This is a genomic window from Nitrobacter sp. MLSD-S21, from assembly GCF_058809865.1.
In genome coordinates, this window is record NZ_JBXASZ010000003.1 from 18,203 (window position 1) to 36,693 (window position 18,491).

General features: G+C 58.3%; 14 protein-coding genes and 2 pseudogenes. 9 read left to right on the forward strand and 7 right to left on the reverse strand.

The window, feature by feature from the left end; translation table 11 throughout:
* Positions 1–46 precede the first annotated feature (46 nt).
* From AC1RT6_RS09955 to AC1RT6_RS09965, 3 genes are all read right to left on the reverse strand, one after another.
* Entirely contained in the window at positions 47–1,960 is a 1,914-nt protein-coding gene (locus AC1RT6_RS09955; RefSeq protein WP_472790332.1) for a di-heme-cytochrome C peroxidase, read from the reverse strand.
* Positions 1,961–2,217: 257 nt separating this feature from the next.
* Positions 2,218–3,465 (reverse strand): cytochrome P450, encoded by a 1,248-nt coding sequence (locus AC1RT6_RS09960; protein WP_079445800.1) that lies wholly within the window; start codon positions 3,463–3,465, stop codon positions 2,218–2,220.
* Between the two features lie 149 nt (positions 3,466–3,614).
* Positions 3,615–4,223, reverse strand: coding sequence for a hypothetical protein (locus tag AC1RT6_RS09965; RefSeq protein ID WP_472790334.1), 609 nt, complete (start codon positions 4,221–4,223; stop codon positions 3,615–3,617).
* Between the two features lie 222 nt (positions 4,224–4,445).
* Here AC1RT6_RS09965 and AC1RT6_RS09970 point away from each other — a divergent pair, with 222 nt between their 5' ends.
* From AC1RT6_RS09970 to AC1RT6_RS09980, 3 genes are all read left to right on the forward strand, one after another.
* Positions 4,446–7,289, forward strand: coding sequence for a peroxidase family protein (locus AC1RT6_RS09970; protein ID WP_493029481.1), 2,844 nt, complete (start codon positions 4,446–4,448; stop codon positions 7,287–7,289).
* Positions 7,290–8,103: 814 nt separating this feature from the next.
* A complete protein-coding gene (locus AC1RT6_RS09975) occupies positions 8,104–9,009 on the forward strand; it encodes a nodulate formation efficiency C protein (RefSeq protein ID WP_244553413.1) in 906 nt (301 codons plus the stop codon).
* Between the two features lie 403 nt (positions 9,010–9,412).
* The gene (locus tag AC1RT6_RS09980; protein ID WP_244553412.1) at positions 9,413–9,727 is read left to right on the forward strand and encodes a hypothetical protein; all 315 of its coding nucleotides are present in this window, start codon (positions 9,413–9,415) and stop codon (positions 9,725–9,727) included.
* Between the two features lie 51 nt (positions 9,728–9,778).
* Here AC1RT6_RS09980 and AC1RT6_RS09985 read toward each other — a convergent pair whose 3' ends face one another.
* Complete coding sequence (locus tag AC1RT6_RS09985) at positions 9,779–9,982, reverse strand: hypothetical protein (RefSeq protein WP_139372828.1); 204 nt, start codon at positions 9,980–9,982, stop codon at positions 9,779–9,781.
* A gap of 333 nt (positions 9,983–10,315) precedes the next feature.
* Between AC1RT6_RS09985 and AC1RT6_RS09990 the strand changes: the two genes are divergently transcribed.
* Positions 10,316–10,666, forward strand: coding sequence for a hypothetical protein (locus tag AC1RT6_RS09990; protein ID WP_079445797.1), 351 nt, complete (start codon positions 10,316–10,318; stop codon positions 10,664–10,666).
* 307 nt (positions 10,667–10,973) lie between these two features.
* Here AC1RT6_RS09990 and AC1RT6_RS09995 read toward each other — a convergent pair whose 3' ends face one another.
* Both AC1RT6_RS09995 and AC1RT6_RS10000 read right to left on the reverse strand, forming a co-directional pair.
* A complete protein-coding gene (locus AC1RT6_RS09995) occupies positions 10,974–11,420 on the reverse strand; it encodes an NUDIX hydrolase (RefSeq protein WP_079445796.1) in 447 nt (148 codons plus the stop codon).
* Between the two features lie 429 nt (positions 11,421–11,849).
* The gene (locus AC1RT6_RS10000) at positions 11,850–12,347 is read right to left on the reverse strand and encodes a hypothetical protein (RefSeq protein ID WP_472790341.1); all 498 of its coding nucleotides are present in this window, start codon (positions 12,345–12,347) and stop codon (positions 11,850–11,852) included.
* A 352-nt stretch (positions 12,348–12,699) separates the two neighbouring features.
* Between AC1RT6_RS10000 and AC1RT6_RS10005 the strand changes: the two genes are divergently transcribed.
* Positions 12,700–13,140, forward strand: coding sequence for a VOC family protein (locus AC1RT6_RS10005; protein ID WP_079448360.1), 441 nt, complete (start codon positions 12,700–12,702; stop codon positions 13,138–13,140).
* A gap of 783 nt (positions 13,141–13,923) precedes the next feature.
* Here AC1RT6_RS10005 and AC1RT6_RS10010 read toward each other — a convergent pair.
* On the reverse strand, positions 13,924–14,115 hold the full coding sequence (locus tag AC1RT6_RS10010; RefSeq protein ID WP_079448347.1) for a hypothetical protein: 192 nt from the start codon (positions 14,113–14,115) through the stop codon (positions 13,924–13,926).
* Between the two features lie 578 nt (positions 14,116–14,693).
* Here AC1RT6_RS10010 and AC1RT6_RS10015 point away from each other — a divergent pair.
* The 4 genes and pseudogenes from AC1RT6_RS10015 to AC1RT6_RS10030 form a co-directional block, all read left to right on the forward strand.
* The gene (locus AC1RT6_RS10015; RefSeq protein WP_079448348.1) at positions 14,694–14,948 is read left to right on the forward strand and encodes a hypothetical protein; all 255 of its coding nucleotides are present in this window, start codon (positions 14,694–14,696) and stop codon (positions 14,946–14,948) included.
* Between the two features lie 191 nt (positions 14,949–15,139).
* Entirely contained in the window at positions 15,140–17,473 is a 2,334-nt protein-coding gene (locus tag AC1RT6_RS10020; RefSeq protein WP_493029482.1) for a Tex family protein, read from the forward strand.
* A 227-nt stretch (positions 17,474–17,700) separates the two neighbouring features.
* Positions 17,701–17,805 (forward strand): annotated as a pseudogene (locus AC1RT6_RS10025) (phosphate acetyltransferase); the annotation flags it as partial.
* Positions 17,806–17,810: 5 nt separating this feature from the next.
* Positions 17,811–18,172: pseudogene (locus tag AC1RT6_RS10030) on the forward strand (hypothetical protein); the annotation flags it as partial.
* Positions 18,173–18,491: the final 319 nt, after the last annotated feature.

Consider the following 18,491-nt stretch of genomic DNA (forward strand, 5'->3'; position numbering starts at 1 on the left):
CGCCAGCGGGTGCTGGCACTGCCGCCGCTCTGCATCGGCAACGGGCTCATATCGTCTTTAAAAATTCAATCAGTGCCCGCCGCTCGTCCGGCGTAAGCTTGCGGCCGATTATGCCATTCGCACGTGGCCCATCATTGAATTCATGGCCGGTATTGCGGTTGCCTCGCAACGCTGTATCCAGCTTGAAACCGCCAGAGAACCGTCCCGCTTCCGGATCGGTTTTTGAGCCGAGGCAACGCAAATCAAGGTTGTCCTCAGGCGCGGCCGATGCCGTTATCTGATAGCCCATGCAGACGGGATCGTACTCTCGCCGACCCAGGTAGAAGGTCTTTGGCCGTTCCGAAACCGGTGAAAGTAGCGCGTAGATATTGGGGACAGCACCGTTATGAATGAAAGGCGGCGTTGCCCACACTCCGTTAAGTGGCCGCATCTTGTAGGCGAGCGGATGTTGGATCAAGTTTGGCCGAAACCCATTCAACTCGGGACGCTCGGATTCGGAAACGTTGTGAGCGTCATACCAATGAGTCACGACCTTCTCGACCAGTTGGCCGAGGGCTGGTCCAAACTCGTTTGTGGCGATTCCTAAACTGTCCGGAATCACCACCTTCCGATTCCTCATGTCCTCCGCCTGCGCTGGATCGGTACCGAGGTCGGCGATCGTCTTTGTTTTAATTTCAAGATAGCGCTGGTTAAAATTGTTTGGCGGTAACCACGCCTTCGAGTCCCAGAATGCCTTGGTGCCAACCGGCGGCAGATGGCAACCCTTGCATAAATCGTCATAAAGTGCCCCGCCTCTCGCGGCGAGTGCGGTGTCGATGGGTCCCAGAATCTCCTCTGGCCATTTCGGCGCTGTCAGCCCCGTGAAGCCGTTCGTTTCGCTTGGCTGACTCCCCGCGATTGACTTCTCAATGTTGGCAAGCGCCTTCACCTGAACCTCGGAACTGAACAATCCTTTCCCGGGGTCGGTTAGATTGATCAACGCAGAAACCCCCATCGCCTCGCCCGCGTTGCGCACCATCGGCTGCATAATCGACGCGTTGTACTGCACCCAATCGAACCAGGGAGTGGTCCAGATGTGAGGAAAGTTCACTGGCGCCGTGGTGGCGGCGTAGTTTTTCTCTCTGGCTTCAGGACCCAGGGAGAGCCCGAACACCTGGTTCCCGATGCGGTTCAAGGCGTCCAGACGGCCGTAGCCTTCGTCAACGCTCGTCTCAGCGACTTTTTTGTCGAGCTTCCTGATGACATCGAGCTGGTCCCACACTGCGGTCAGCTGTTGGCGCAATTCCGCCTTGTCTTCTTTGCTAGCGTCCTCCCCGAGAACGTTTTTCGCAAATCGATCGAAGCGGTCGGAGAAAAGGCTCAGAAAGCGACCGGAAGAAAGCTTCGTAAGCAGAACCGAAATCCCGAGTCCTTGTCGGAACTTGCCGAGGTCGGTCAGAGCCGGGCCACCCTCTACGAGTACGGTCGTGCCGCGATAGGCGAGCCGGCCGGTGTGGCAGGCGGCGCAGGTGAATCCGAGCCGTGTCATGGGCTCTTTGGTTCGCGGGTTGAGCCACGGCTGCCCTGTCGCCGTGCGCATCGTCCCTGCTCGTGCAAAACCTACCGGTAACTGGTTCTCGCCACCCCTGGTAGCACCCGGGATGAATCCATATCGGTCGAGATAGGCCGGGTCGCTTAAGCGACCGACATCGCCCACGAGCGACAACCGCGGCTGCTCCAGCGCGATGAACCACTCATAGGGTATGTTGAGCGTCTGGGTCCCCTGATCGGCGTGATGAAATTTTTCACGTTGATTCTGGTCCCAGCCTTGATCGAGCCACACGGCTTTCTTAATCGGCGCGTAGTCCGGCAAGCTGACGGTCAGCTTATCTCGGTAAAGCTTGAAGCCAATAAGCGACACGGCAACGATCACGACCGCGACGACACCGATTCCGGTCTTCACCCCACGTTTCGTAATCATTTCCCCTCCCGCTCCACCAATGGAAGCCACCATTCCATTCATTACGACAGAATGATCTTCTAATCGACTATTGGACCGACGTGCGAGCAAAACGTCCAACCAGCAGCTGTGACGCGCTGATCATCGCAGCTGGCGACGGCCGCGTTGCACGGGGCTCAGTCGGAACGTGCGGCCGCAAAGAGAGCAGAGTTCACCGAACCGAAACGGTATTTCACCGTGCATGCCGCTCCCGCTGAAGGCTCGCGCCCCGTTTAATCCTACGCGCCTGCCCCGTGTCCGATGACGAAATGCTCAGCGAAAGGGCCGCCGGCCATGTCGATGTGTCCGGCATCGCCCTCTATCAGCCGGACGCCAGGCAGCAGGAGAATCTGCCGGATCGTCTCCGGAATGATCGCATAGGCGACGAATTGGCCGAGGCATTCGTGCGGTCCGAAGCCCGTATGCAGATAAGATGTGCGGCGGCGGACGCGAAATTCGTTCGGCTCGGGGAAAACACCTGGATCGAACATGGCCGAGCCAATGCCGACCGCAATAACCGACCCGGCCGCCACCGTGGTCTCGTGTGGGCTGCCCGGAGCGAGCACCGCCCGTTCGGCGGCGACGCGGGCGACGAAGGTGGTCATCGGGTTAAACCGCAGCGCTTCCCAGACGATTGCGTCGAATGCTGCGTCATCCGAGGATCGAGCCGCTTCGATCGCGCGCACGGTGACGTCGTGACGCAACAGGATCTGCTCGGTGGCGTTAACGATAGCTTGCGACGTCGTTTCGATCGCGCCGACCAGCAGGCCACAGATGTTGCTCACCACCTGCTCGGTATCGAGGCCAGAGAGACCGCGCGCGGTCATTCGCAGCAAACGCGAGACGCTATCCTCGCCCTGCGCGTCGCTCCAAGGCTGACGTTCAGCAAGAAACGAACGAATCCACGTCCGCATCTCGGCACCGGCCGCGTTGCAGGCGTCAAGCAGGGAGCGGTCGTTTGTCGGGTTGTGGAACATATCGGCCTGCGTCGCCCACGACCAGCGCAACATGTGCTCATCGTCCGGCCCCGGGAAACCGAAGCTTTGCTGCACGACGCGCAGCGGCACGAGCCGGGAGACGGTCTGCACGACGTCAACCGTAGGCGGCGGCACGGCGGCGAGGGCTTCGGCTGCCGTGCCTGCCGCTAGAGCACGGATTGCCGGCACGTCCTCCCAACGGAGCAGCGCGCGCATCACTGATTTGTCGCGCCAATTCTCCACCGCTCCGTCGCGGGCCAGCATGAACGGACCGACTGAGTCGTCCATATGCGGCGCGTAGGGCACGCGGAACGTCTCGTTGCGGGAAAGCGTATCGACGACGTCCGACCAGCGCGCCAGAACCGTGAAGGGCGGTAGTGTCATGACCGGTCGGTTCTCGCGCAATTCGCTGAACAGCGCCCTCCAGTCGCGTCTGAGCCACTGATAGAACAGTTCGGTGCGGGCGGGATCGTTTGCGGGCAGAGCATCGAGCGCTTCGAGGAATGGCATGACGTCGTCACCAATTGCTGTGGCCAGAAGGCAAAGCTTGTGCCGATCGATTGCACAAGGGCAGATCTCAGAACTAGATCATGGTGGGCGCGTAATGCTTTCAGGCCGAATCAAATATTCCATACCTGCTTCGGGCTTGTCCGCACAGTCTAGAACACCGGCTTGGTTGGTGGATTATGTGGATCCTGAGGCTCTATGTTCACCTCATAGGCCAAAGGCCGAGTGGTAATGATTTGGAATCTGCCGTTGACGATTCTCATGGAGTAGAGACCGGCGCTGGCGCCCTTCGGCGGTATGCAAGATTTGGTTTCGCCGACGCGACGGGTGTTCAGATCGACGGTTCTGAAGGTGCTATGTTCGTAATCGATGTTGTCCTTGGTCATGCGCGCTGTGCCGACCGCTTTCCCGAAACCTGCATTAGAGTCCTTCACGCACGCACCATGATTGCCGACTTTGCGCGACGTCACATCATCATAATGGCACGATCCGTCTCGCGATTTAGACCACATCTTGTGGGCATATTGCAGTACGCCGCCATCATACTTGATAAACGCGAGCGCCAGGCATTGGTAATGGCCGCCAACCCGCTTGGAGCGAGCATCGACGTCTCTAACCTCGCCATAATAGACCGGGTCGCCCGTCTCCTGCGACCAGAGCTTGAGATGCGATACAACCTCGGCAGGGTCGGTGATAGTCTGCGCAGCAACGCTCGATGACGCGCCAGCAATCGCAATGATCGAGATCAATGCTCTCCACATGATCTATCCTCTCTTATAAAATCATGCACTAAGTTCTCACGGTCTTCGGACTTGAGCAAGAACTTCGGTATCGCAAGCCTAGAGCGGTAAACAAAAGCTTGCCGAAGCGAAAACGCCGGTCGACGCAGTTGCTGTTCGAGAAGTTGCGCGGGCTCGGATATGACGGTACCGTCGTTGGCAGAAAGTCGCTGTTTTGCATCGTCGTCCGGTAGGGAGAAAAATATGCGCCGGTCATATCTCGTTATCGGAAGCATCATCTGCGCGACCGCGATGGTTGCGAGCGTGGGAACACCAGCGCCTGCGCAGGAGAATAGGCTGGATGATCTTGGGGTCCTGCGGGCGTGCATCGCCCTCGGCCTGCAAAGCCTGGATGAGGAGAAGCCGCTCCGCCCGATCGCGACGCAACGCAGCGAGCGCTTCCAGGGGAAGGTCGCGGAGACGAACCGCCTGATGTGCCGCGGCGGATCGGGTGCGGTTCAACAACGGCCGACCCCGTGGGTTGACTGGTCGAACTATTTCGGCACCGCCTCGAAGAGATCGATGCTCGACGTCCGCGACCAACGCGGCATCACCGGCGCCTTGATCGATCTCGAATATCAGCGGATGGAGCTGATTAAATTCAATTTGTTCGACAATAAGACCTTTGCGCAATATGCCGGTTCTCCGACCGGGCCGGTGCTAAAAAAGTGGAGCGAGATGCGGCTCGAGCCGACGCATCCAAGCTTCGCCAGCGTCGGCGGCAATGGACCACAGCGCTGCGACGGAGACTTGATCCGCCATCGCACACTGACCGGCATCTGCAACGACATCGAGAATCCCGCAATGGGAGCCAGCGGGCAGCTTTTCGCCCGCAACGTGGAGTTCGAAAGCACGTTTCCTGATATTGGCGCTAACGAGCTCGCCAAGAATCGGCACGGCGACCGGCTCGGGTTGCTAAAGCCAGATCCGCAGCTGATTAGCCGCAAGCTGTTCACGCGCGACCAGACCGGGGCGCGGAATTGCAATCAAGGGCATGGTGCATCCGATTCGGTCGACGCCGACTGCCCGTACCGCAAGGCGCCGTCCTTCAATGTGCTCGCCGCCTTCTGGATCCAGTTCATGACGCACGACTGGTTCTCGCACCTCGACGAGTCGCGGAACGACCAGTCGCACATCATGACGAGCCTCGGCTGCGCGACGCCGGAGGCGGTCCAACTCGGCTGCCGCCCCGGCGACAAGATGGACGCGGCACTGATCGCCGACTCCACTGCTCCTGCAATGTTCAAGGCCGCGGAGACTGGGACCGAACGACCCGCGCGGTCCTACAAGACGACGCGCAACACCGTCACGGCCTGGTGGGACGCGTCGCAGATCTACGGCTACGACGAGCGCTCGGAGCGGCGCGTCAAGCGTGATGCGGCTGATCGCGCGAAGTTCGACATGCGGCCGAGTCACACTGGTGAGAAACTTGGGTATTTGCCCGTGTTCGGGAGCGCATGCCCGCCTGGGGCGACGACCGGACAGTGCGACCCGATTCAGCCCGAATGGGCCGGCCAGGAAGCTACGGCCTTTCCGGACAACTGGTCCATCGGCATGAGCTTCTATCACAATCTGTTCGTGCGCGAGCACAACAGCTTCGTGGATGAATTTCGCAAGCAAGCGGCACTCACGCCGAACGCCGACTCGGGTCTGCGCAACCCCGCCAATCCGCAGCAAGTCATCACCTATTCGCAAGTCACGCCCGAGGAGCTCTTCCAGGTGGCGCGGCTCGTGGTGTCGGCCGAGATCGCGAAGATCCACACAATCGAATGGACGACGCAGCTTCTCTATAACGAGCCGCTATACCGGGCGATGAACTCCAACTGGTCCGGCCTTATCGATCAGGACAAATATCCCGTGATGAACCGGATCGTCGAGCGCATCCGCGACAAGTTCAGGGCGTCAAGCGATCCCCGGGACGCCAACGTGCTCGCATCGGCGGTGTCGTCGGGACCTGGGATCATCGCGACCGGCGCGAACAAGAAACTGGTCGACGAGGGTACGGGAAAGTGGGACCCGAAGATCGTGAACGGAGGCACCAGCCATTTCGGTTCGCCGTTCAACTTCCCGGAGGAATTTCCGACGGTCTACCGCTTGCACCCCCTCGTGCCGGACCTGCTCGAATTCCGCCAGATTGAGAACGACCCGAACCAGATCCGTAAGAAGGTGGCGGTCATCGACACCTTCCGCGGCAAGGCGACCGCCCGTATGCACGACGGCGGACTGGCAAACTGGGCCCTGACGATGGGCCGCCAGCGCCTCGGTCTGCTGTTCTTGCGCAATCATCCCCAGTTCATGCAGAACCTCGATCTTCCCCCGCGCCTCGACACCAAGATCGACGTTGCCGCTCTCGACCTCATCCGCGACCGCGAGCGTGGCTTGCCACGCTTCAATGAACTGCGGCGGCAGATCGGTCTGCGCCAGTTGACCAGCTTTGAGGACTTCATCGACAAACGACCTGACGTCTCCGAGGCGGACAAAAAGCTTCAGCGGGAACTAGTGGATTCTCTGCGGGCGATCTACGGCACGCACAAATGCGACGTGAGCAAGCAGATCACCTCAGCGCAGCGCAATCCCGACGGCTCGCCGATCAACGACTGCCTCGGCAATGCGAATGGTAGCGAGGTCGACAACATCGAGGATGTCGACATGGTGGTCGGATGGCTCGCCGAGACGACCCGCCCGCATGGGTCCGCCATCTCAGAAACTCAGTTCCAACTGTTCATCCTGAACGCCTCGCGCCGCTTATTCAGCGACCGGTTCTTCACGTCGAGCTACCGCCCAGAGTTCTACACGACCTTCGGGCTCGATTGGGTCAATAACAATGGCCCGGGCGGCAAGCGGATGGAGCAAGGCGAGCCGAACGGCCACGAACAGGAGGTCGCTCCGCTTAAGCGCATCCTGCTACGCAACGCCCCCGAGCTAGAGCCCGAGCTCAGGCACGTGATCAATACGTTCGATCCGTGGGCGCGCGATCGCGGCGAATACTACTCCCTCGAGTGGAAAGCGCGCGTAGACGCAAAGAGCGATCCGTCATTCAAAAAGTGACCCAGATCGCAGTGCTCGTGAATGCTTGGCAGGTCCGGTCGCACCAATCGGACCTGCCTTTTCGTTGCGCGCGTGTCACTCGCGGGAAGCCGGCGCCATCCTGGATTGGCCGGACGACCTCGCTGGACGAGAGTGCTGCGTTGCGCTCGCTTTCTCGCTTGCACAGGACATGCTCGTTCACCCTCTGACTTTGTTTCGTTCTCAAAGAACGAATCAACATCGCCATACAACCCGGCGTAACTCCTAACAGTTAGTGAAGAAGCCATAGAACCATTATCGCCCACATTCGCGAAAGCGACCGTTAGCGAAGCCTCCAGCGTCACCAACAGGACGGCTGAGACTTCCGTTGACCAAAAGCACGACCTTGATCGCACTTAAGGAGACGAGATCTCTCCACCGCGCCATTTTATCAAACACTGGTTGGCTAACTAGCTCGCGCGAGACACGCGTCGTTGCCTTGCGCAAAACGCGCGATCTGCTAAACCGCGCGTTTTGCGATTGAAGGAATGAAGATTTGCCCAGGAAGAAAACAGCTGTTCGCCGCGAGTGGACAAAGGACGACGTTCGCACTCTTAAGGCGCTTGCGAAGCAGAAGGCAGGCGTAGCCAAGATTGCAAGAATGTTGAAACGAACACCGGGCGCAACAGCAGCCAAGGCGCATACCATAGGTGTGTCGTTAAGCACTCGATAGTGGTGTCAGCACTGAGCAACGGCTTAGATACTTTTACTCGTCCTGTTCATTCTTACGGTTGGGCCGCTTGGCTTGCGTCCGACGTTTGGGCATCCAAATGCTGAGCGATTACTGGCATTCTCTGTGCTGGGGTTTGCCTTCTCTCCTGCTTATCCCCGTCGACTCATTGTCATCTTAATTCTGCTTGCGGGGATGAGGCACGGTCAGATTGATTGCAACTCGCTGGGCGCAAAAAATCCCATGATTCATCGTTGGCTGTTACTCTTTGCTACGTTCGCCATAACAGGTGTAATTCTTGATCGTGCATACGCCGAAGATGACGTGTTGATAAAACGCGTCAAGACCACGTGGCGGGCGCAAGATGGAGCGACGATAGACGATATACTGTCCCGCGCGGCCAAGATTGCCCATTTTGTCCCGAGAGGTTGGGAAGTCGGTCAGAAACATGACTCTGAAACCCCCGTGGTCTTTTCGTGGGCCAGAAGCCAAGGCGACAAGCCTGACGACGCATATACAATCTCTTGGAATATATCGGCCAAGGGCGACATGTCACTTGGCCCACCTTACGCGAAGACAATGCAACTCGGCTGGCAACCGTTCGCATTGTCTCTCATTGCCAGAGAGATGGCAGACGAATACCCGCAGCCTAACGTTGCCTTTTTACATGACACGTCCAACTACGACTTTGTTGTTACGGCGCAGGGTGAACTTGGCAATCTTCTGAAGAAAGGACGCTGCACAATAGGCGATCCTGTATCTCTCGACTACGTCGTTCTACCCAAGGAGGCCCCCAAGGAGGATGTTTGGCGGCTACAGATTTCGGTAAATTGCGAGATCGCCGGCCCGTCATATTTTACGCGCGACGGCGTCATTATCTTCAAAAAGACGAATAGCGACCCATGGCAGCCGGCGTCATTTTTTGCCCGCCGCATCGCGAAGTATCCTCCCGGCCATTGGTTCGAACAGGTCGAACCGGATGAGCAAAAAGCGTTTGATGCGGTCCGCAAAGCGCTCAAGGGACCACGGTAGCGGTGAGGATCGGACATGTGCCGGACTTTTTTCTTCTTCCGGATTGTCATGTTACTCAGACACCACTCCGCATCCGCTCGTTCCTGACGATTGTCGTTCCTCTATTTCCTTTAGGTCTTGCGGTTCTCGACGCCGACTGTGTGGCGTAGGTACCGAGATGCCGAGTGATTGGAGCGTGAAGATCATGGGCACGCTTGTGTTCCAGCGATCATTCAATCGCGCGTCACGAGGGTGATGCAACCTCCACTCACCCTTGCAGGAGATAATAACGCAATCCTGACTCCTTGCATCATAGTGCCGTGTTCACGCCACCGCGAAAACAAAGAAGCGGAGCACACTACCGGGCGGTGCCCCCGAACGCTGAAATTGATCCGGTTACCGAAAGACGAAGAGAGCGCTTCCAATGAGTACGACATCACTACACAAACAAATTGCCATCACGCTCGTTGATAACGCGGTCAACGACGGCTTTATCATCTCCATCAACAACGGGGACGAGACGATCGTGGACCAGTCACGGAATAGCGGCGAGATCATCGGCGCGATGTTTCATGCCGAAATGGACACGCTCACGCTAAACGTTGAAGAGCGGCGCGTTGGCTTCATCACTTTAATCTACGACAACGAAAGAAACGGGCTCGATGTGATCAGCGATCACACTGACATCCCCCACATTAATCGTCTGGTTGAGCACACCATGAGGGAGTTCGAGCGCTAACCTCTGCGCCGCGTATCTCGTCGGTGATTCCACGCGCGCCAGCGGCTTTTGTCAAAGTTCGCGACGAGCGGGCTTCTTGGTTTCGCTGGCCTTACGCTTGCGCGGCTGTCTTTGCTCGCCGATCTCGGCAAACGGATTTGGCAGCATCATTTTCATCTCGATCAGACGAGACGCGGGAAAATGACTGCGGTCGGCCCGCGATGTGTGGCGTCGCGCCGCCATCCGATCAGCTAGATCATTCGGGGTACTAAGCATCGCGATACTCCACGTGCGACACTTGAAATGTAACTCTCGCGCCGGAGATTAGGAGTTCAGTATTGCGTGATCGATCGGTTCAGGCAACACCACCCGGTCCGTCGGTGCCTGGCATCCTTCCCGACTAACCAACCCCGATCGCGCAACGCGCCGCAGGGACGTGAGATATCGTGCGCTTGGGTCATTCTAAGCACCCTGCGCAGGCCCGCCCTGTACGCCTCCATATTCGAATATGAACAGATGTTCAGCTACTTAGCGCAAATTCTGGGTGATGCGCCGGAACCCAAACCGTCCGGGTTGATTAGCTCTCCACACGTTGAAGGGAGTTTTCTTATGAAGAAGTTGATTGCGGCAATGGCGATCGGAGCAGCTGCATTGTTAAGTGTTTCCGCTGCAAACGCAGCAAATCAAAAGGGCCTGACCGAGGTCGCCCAGTTGTCAACCGGCAGCAAATCTCAACATCGGCACTATGGACACTCTCATGGTCGTCAGCACTACGGCCACCGCCATCACCCGCACTATGGCCAATCTGGCCATCGTTATTACCGTCAGCAAAGGGGCTACGGCTACGCTCCTCAGTATTATGGCGGCGGCTATGGTGGGCCAGGTTACGGTGGAGGATATGGTTATGGTGGGCCGAGCATAACGTTTGGCTTCGGCGGAGGTGGATACAACGGCTGGTAAAACAAAAGCCCGCAGCGATGCGGGCTTTTTACATCAACGCCCTTAGGGACGTACAGGCGAGATCGCTATGAAAAGGATCAGGGTCTCAGGCTTGACCACTTTCTTCTCAGCCATTCCGTTGCGTCCTGCTTCGTAGAAGCGGGCGTGGATGGCGACGTACAGAGGCAAAGACAACGCCAGCGATCACGCACCGGCCTGGATCAAGCTAAACTTATGAAGCCGAAAGGGTACACCAGAATCTATCGTCCAGTTACCACTGCTCATTGGTCACAAGATAAATCCGAGATAGTTGCCGCCACGATCACTCTCATCGGCCGGCCGGAGAGATTTGACGACTCATGAAGGCGTTCACTGCCATCAGAGTTGTTGGTGTCAGCTTCGATTGCATTTTCCTAATGGCGTCCGGAAGAACTATCAAAAGTTTGCCTTCGGTAATCACTAAGGCGTCGGTCGGAACATCATAAGCAACGAAAAATTCCCCTCTCAGATGACCGCCAGGTCCCTCCGGATCGGCTCCGTCCAAGCTGAATAGATGTTGAAATCGTTCGGCAGGAATATGCTGGCTGATTTCTTCGGCGATCTCTCGGACAACACACTCCAAGAATGTTTCCTCGCCTTCCCTGTGCCCCCCGAAGAGGCCGACTTTTCCGGGTTGAATGATGTGGGGAATATTATCGCGCTGCTGCAGGAGCACGTTGCCGTTAACATCGATCAGGAGCGCCGCTGCGATTTCGCGGGTATAGGAATTGTTCATCGAAAACCTAAGGACAGAACTCTACGACTTCGGGCTATGTGAAAAGCTGCACACTGGGGCGACCGGCGAGTTCATGGACTGCAATATTGGGCGTGACAGACAAAGCCAATGCGGTTCATCAACAAGCCGCATCGCTCGGATATGCGAGTAAGGTTTCATCCAGACTTCATCCAGAAAATCCGTTTCATCTGGAGGGACGAATTTGGGAACATCCGAGTTTCATCCAGAGGTTTCTGGACGAAACTCGGTGCTAAAACACCATAGAAATCATTCGAACGGTCACACCATGCGCCGGTCCTGCGTAAAGACTCGCAATATCCAGCGCTCGCAACGAGCGTGAGCCGGCAGGTCTCGCCGAGCTTGCATGGGCAATATCTCGCGTGAACCCATGGCTAAACTTTTCTAACCCGCCGGCTCTCATGCTCCGTATCAATACCAACCATAGGGCTGGTAGCAGCCGTTCCACCCGTACCCGTACCCGCCCCAGCCACCACAACCATATGGATAGCCACCGCCCCAGCCGCCGTACGGATAGCCCCAGCCCCCGCCCCATCCCCAGCCACCTAGGCCAACAGCAACAGGAAAGCCCCATCCCCAGCCGCCGCGCCGCCAGCCCCAGCCCCCGCCGCCCCAACCTCTACCCCCCCAGCCCACGCGCCTGAACCCGCCGCCCCAACCTCTACCCGCCCAGCCCACGCGCCTGAACCCGCCGCCGGCGAACCCGCCTCTAAACCCGCCGGGCATCCCCATTCCAAATCCACCGCCCCGAAAACCGCCAAATCCGCCGCCGCGGAAACCACCGCCTCCAAATCCGCCGCCACCCCTGAAGCCCCCTCCTCTCTGCGCCGACGCCTGATCCGGCACCAGCGTGAGAACCGATGCGGCGATTGCTACGCCACTCAAGATGGTCAACACTTTCTTACGCATTGCACACTCCTTCGGGTTGAGCGTTTCGCACTTGCATCAGGCCGGCTTTGACTGCGTCAATGGCCCAGTACGATCCGCCCAGGACGAACACTCGACGTGCAGTCACACATCTCCCGGCCGCACCAATAACGTTAGCACTGTTTTCTCGTTCCTGCGCGGGTAGATCGCAGGTCGTGGTCTGATGGCGACTTCCGGTCCTGGCCCTGACCTCGCGCACGAACCGGCGCAGTGAAACATTGAGCCAGCCTTGCCTACCGTGTGGCGGGGCGAGCTGATAGTCTTGCAAAAGCGGTGAGCCGGATACCGATGGTTCGCGCGCGGAGATGTGCGGCGCTAGTGACGCGGAGTGATGATGATACTCAATCCGGATCATATTACGATTGCGGTAGCAGACGCTGGCCCGGCGATCGACTTCTTCGCTCTTCTTGGCTTCAGAAAGGATCACGTCGCGATAATCGACGGCGGACTCCCTGCCCGCTACATGGGCATGCCGGACATGAAGGCGCAGCACATCACCCTCGCTCTCGAAGGAGCCGATCCTCAATTCGAGATTCAGCTTCTTGAGTTTGAACCCACCCCAGGGGCCGATCCGGGTGCGCACCCAACGAACCTGCGACGACGAGGCTTCAATCATCTCGCCTTCCGCGTCGACGACCTTGAGGCAACCACTGCACACCTCGTGGCTAGTAGCGTGACGGTGCTCAGCGACGAGATGAACTACGTCAACCGAAAGCTGCGGCTCTTTGAGGGTCCCGAGGGCATCACCGTCGAGTTGGTACAGCGGGACAGCTAGATGCTTCTAGCTTGGACCCCAAGGCACTCGGGTACTGGCATGTCAAAATCGCGAGCGTCTAAGGGCGGAGCGGCTGGCTCGTGCGCCCGTCGAACCACCCTCGTCTCCGAAGCGAGGCTGAAGGCGAAGCGGTAGCTTCGCGTCCCTTTTCTCGCGGTACAATCCGAGCTACGTTCCGACGATCCGAAGACGTTACCGGCATCAAGAGAAACGCCCAATGCGACGGAAGTTGATCGCTACGGCCCTGTTCGGGTTCACTGCTTGGGCGATCGTCACGTTTGCCATGATGGTAGCGAAGTGGACCAGTCAAGTGCAGTCCAGATCCAGCGTTACTCACACGAGCCCTAGGTGAGGGTCGCAGAGCCAGAATTAAACTCTCGGATCATGCCCTTCTTGAGTGCGTCGGATGCAACCTGGTCACAGCCTTGTGACCCATAAATTTGCAACCAGGGGTTCAAAAGCAACGATAGCAAATCGGAGAATGCGCATGTCAGACGCAACGGGAGTAGGCAGCATTTCGGGCGGAACGCTCGACGCCGATGCGAAGAATAAGACGGGCAAGACCAAGGAGCAGCTCACCGAGGAGAAGTGAAAGGAGCTGGACGAAAAGATCGCGAAGAGCGGCGACGCGAACATCAAGTACGCCAAGCCGGGCCGCAGCGACATCTGGCCGTAGGATTGCGCGCTAGGGACCCCGCCATCCCCCGAAGGCCCCTCGACCCTAGTCGTGCACGCCGCAAGCTCCCTAACGGGCTGGCGGATTTCGTTGGGGCGCAGCTCATCCTAGGGCTGCGCTTGCGTTGCGGGGTGCGGCGGATTCTCGGCGGACTTATCGTGCGTGTTGTGGCCGGGGGAGATCAGCAGGAGGCCAAACAGCACCAGGATGACCACCCCCGCGATAGCCCAGCGGGTGGTTTTGGTGCGCTTCGCATCGCTTGTTGCCCTGGGAGGCTCGTCGTTATTGGGGAATGCCATGGCTGCGCTCCATGCCTGTTCGGGATAGCAACCTCACCGGGCCGTGACCGTTCCCGGAAGGCCGCACACGGGCGCGTGATAGTCGCCTCCTCTCGTTACAAGGCTGCTAGAGACATTCTGCGAGGAGATAAACGGCGGCGCGTCGATTTAGAAATACCCGCATGTCGGTTTGTCAAAGACGGGACACGATAGCAAGCCTCTCGATCGGAGAGATGTTATGTTGAAAGGATCAATGATCGCTGCGGCGACTGCCGTTTCTGCGCTGGTGACGTTTCTGGCCATGCCCGTTATTTGTCCTTTGGAAGGCGCTCCGTCTTGGCTGGGCGTGTTGGTCTCAAAGTGAGCCGGAGGGTTTGCCGCCCGTCCAGACGAGGATGTGCGCCTCACGACGCGGTACTTCGACCTCCTCATGCCGTGCGCCATCGCGTGGCCGATGCTCGGCTTCGGGACTCAGTCGTATTGGTGCTCCGCCTCCCGCAGCGAAAGCACGCAAGGGCCGCAGACACAGGATTTCGAGGTTTACTAGCCGGACTCAACGAGGTACGCGTTCTGCCTTGTTTAAACGGAGAACGGCTCCTATGAAGAGACTCGCGCTGAGCGCGCTTATTGCGTTTGCGGCCGCGCCGGCGTTCGCCGAGACGGTGGTCCATCACGAGGAATACTACGTCATCCGCGATGCCGCGACGAAGAAGTGCACCATCGTGGACAAGAGGCCAGCGACCACCACGAACATCCCGACAACCCCGTCGACTATCGTCGGCCTCGGCGTCTTCAAGACCCGGTCAGAAGCGGAGGCCGGCATGAAGAAGATGGAGGTTTGCGACGACGACTAATGCGCTTCGCTAGGATTTCGACGTATCGGATTCGCACTGAAATTGTGGCCACGCCCATCATTGCGATCGAAGTTCGTCCCCAGACTAATTTGTTTGTTCCAAGAGGTTGATCAGTCAGTCGACGGTAGTTCATAAGCGTCATTTCGCGGCGAGACATTTTTATTCGTCGCGATGGTTCAGGATGATGGCGCGTGGCAAACATCAATCGACGGATCGCGGACGAGCTCGGCGTTCACGAGCAGCAAGTTGAAGCGACGGTTGCGTTGCTCGATGGGGGCGCAACCGTTCCTTTCATTGCTCGTTACCGGAAGGAAATCACGGGTTCCCTGGATGATGCTCAATTGCGGGCACTCGAAGAGCGTTTGAATTATCTGCGTGAACTCGAAGACCGTCGTGCCGCGATTCTCAATTCGGTTCGCGAACAGGGAAAGCTCGACGCCATATTGGAAGCAGCAATTCTCGCTGCCGATAGCAAGGGGCGTCTGGAAGACATTTACCTTCCGTTCAAGCCGAAGCGCCGCACCAAGGCTGAGATCGCCAGAGAGCGCGGACTGGAGCCGCTGGCTCAATTGCTGTTGGCGGAACCGCAGAATGATCCGAAGACGGTAGCAGAGCCGTTCGTAAACGTCGACAACTCGATCGCCGATGTCGCGGCTGCGCTGGACGGCGCCCGCGCCATTTTGGTGGAACGTTTCGCGGAAGATGCCGACTTGATTGGCGTATTGCGGGAAAGGATGTGGTCGAACGGCCTGATGTCGTCCGCCGTGCGGAGCGGCAAGAAGACCGAGGGCGAAAAATTCAAGGACTATTTCGAATTCAGCGAGCCGCTCACCAAGCTGCCGTCACATCGCATCCTTGCAATGTTTCGCGGTGAGAAGGAGGATATTCTCGACCTTCAGATATTGCCCGAACCAGCTACGGCTACGCCAGCTGCGGTCAGTACCTACGAATTGAAGATCATGCAGCGTTTCGAAATTTCCGATCGCGGCCGGTCCGGCGACCAATGGCTGATGGAAACTGTCCGCTGGGCCTGGCGGACCAAGATTCAGGTTCATCTCAATATCGATTTGCGGATGCGGCTTTGGAACACAGCCGAACACGAGGCGGTACGTGTGTTCGCGTCGAATTTACGCGACCTGTTGCTCGCGGCGCCAGCGGGCGCACGCGTTACCATGGGGCTCGACCCCGGATTCCGCTCCGGAGTCAAGGTCGCTATTGTCGATGTGACGGGCAAGGTGGTGGCCACCACGGCGGTCTATCCGCACGAGCCTCAGCGGCAATGGGATGCGGCACTCGCCACGCTCGGCAAGCTCGCCGTTCAACATGGCGTTGACTTGATCGCGATCGGCAACGGTACGGCGTCGCGCGAGACCGACAGGCTCGCTACGGATCTGGTAAAATCCCTACCCGATATGAAGATGTCGAAGATCGTGGTGTCGGAAGCCGGCGCATCGGTTTATTCAGCGTCGGCTTTTGCGTCAGAGGAATTGCCCGACCTCGACGTCACGCTACGCGGGGCGGTATCGATTGCGCGGCGGCTACAGGATCCACTGGCCGAACTGGTCAAGATCGATCCGAAGGCGATCGGCGTGGGCCAATATCAGCATGATCTTGGCGAGAGTAAACTGGCTCGCTCCCTTGATGCGGTGGTCGAGGATTGTGTTAACGCGGTCGGAGTCGATGCTAACACGGCGTCTGCACCGCTCCTCGCACGCGTATCAGGAATCGGCGCAGTGTTGGCGCAAGCCATTGTCCAATACCGTGATAACAACGGGCCGTTCAAGGCACGTAAAGGGCTAAAGCAGGTGCCTCGACTGGGGCCGAAAGCGTTCGAACAATGCGCCGGCTTCCTGCGGATCACTGGTGGCGACGATCCGCTCGATGCCTCGGGAGTCCACCCGGAGGCCTACCCCGTCGTACGCAAGATTCTTGCTGCCACCAAAAGCGACATCAAGGCCCTCATCGGAAACACGAATATCCTCCGCCAGATCAAGCCGCAGAGTTTCGTTGATGACACCTTCGGTCTGCCGACCGTGGTCGACATCCTCCGCGAGCTCGAAAAACCCGGCCGCGATCCTCGGCCGGCGTTTAAGGCCGCGGTCTTCAAAGAGGGATTCGAGACGCTCAAGGATGTCAAACCTGGCATGATCCTCGAAGGCGCCGTAACCAACGTGGCCGCCTTCGGCGCCTTCGTCGACATCGGCGTCCATCAAGATGGGCTGATACACATTTCGGCGATGTCGAAGTCTTTCATCAAAGACCCGCGCGATGTCGTCAAATCAGGGGACGTCGTCAAGGTGAAGGTACTGGAGGTAGATGACGCCCGTAAACGGATCGCATTGACGCTCCGTCTCGATGATGAGCCCGGCGGCATGAGCGAGCGGCCAGCGCAAGGCACCCCAAAAGACAAAAGCCGGCGGATGACGTCGACACCGAGCAAGCCGCATCAGCAATCCGGCGGCGGAGCGCTTGCTGAAGCTCTGCGGCGCGCTAACGAGAAGAGCGGAAACGGTAAGACTAAATAACCCTACTGCGCTCTCTGCTGTCCGCCGAAACCATGCATTTCATCTAGACAAATCGGAGCTAATGCTTCGAGATGACCGCTGCGCGCTGAAGCTTTCCTCCAAAGCGCAAGCAAATCATTTTCAAGAAATCGAGGCCGAACGCTCCGGACCTAGCTGACTTCAAAAGTGGAGAGCCGAGGCGTCGCCCGAAATCAATCCGTTACGGTCAGATGGATCGAGACAGATTCTTGACGTCTCGTGCAGACTCGGCGCGCGCTCGGATGGCCTCCTGCGCGGTCGCGGCTCTCTACGCGAATGCAAGGCATCAACGGGCTCCAACAGTTTCCGCGTGATCGCTATGGATACTATCCTCGTCGTCAATGCAGGCTCCTCAAGCGTCAAGTTCCAGATCTTTTCGGTCGAGGGAGAGGGAGATCTGCAACGCCAGATCAAGGGCCAGATCGATGGCATTAGCAGTCGTCCTCGCCTGCGGGCGAGCGGTTCCGACAACGAACCTTGGTTGACCGCGTCTATGCCGAGGGTGTGCGGCGTTACGGATTTCACGGTCTCTCATATGAGTATATCGCGAAGACTTTGCCGCACGTCGCGCCCGAGATCGCCAACGGGCGGGTAATCGTTGTCCATCTCGGTAGTGGAGCTTCGATGTGCGCGTTAAAGGATGGACGCAGCATCGAGAGCACGATGGGATTCACGGCGATGATCGCCCAGCACCCCTGTCACTGTTAGGTGCAGCTCGGAAAAAGGAAACCAAGGCCGGAAATTGCTGGAACGATTTTCAGCCTGGCGATTGGCTCAGTTCCATCGACGTTCGTAATTTACGATGGGGCTCGCCTACAAGCTGCACAACACCCCGCCCGCCAGCAAAGACCTTGTGAGCCGGGTCATCGAACAGTTCCGCGCGGCAGGTTGCCACGCGCGTTAACAGGCTCCGGTCTCGCAGAGCGTCCCAGCGATAGCCAAATCGTCATTGACATCATTCCACTTCTGAAACACTTCCTTCGAGCGCCCGCGCCAGAAG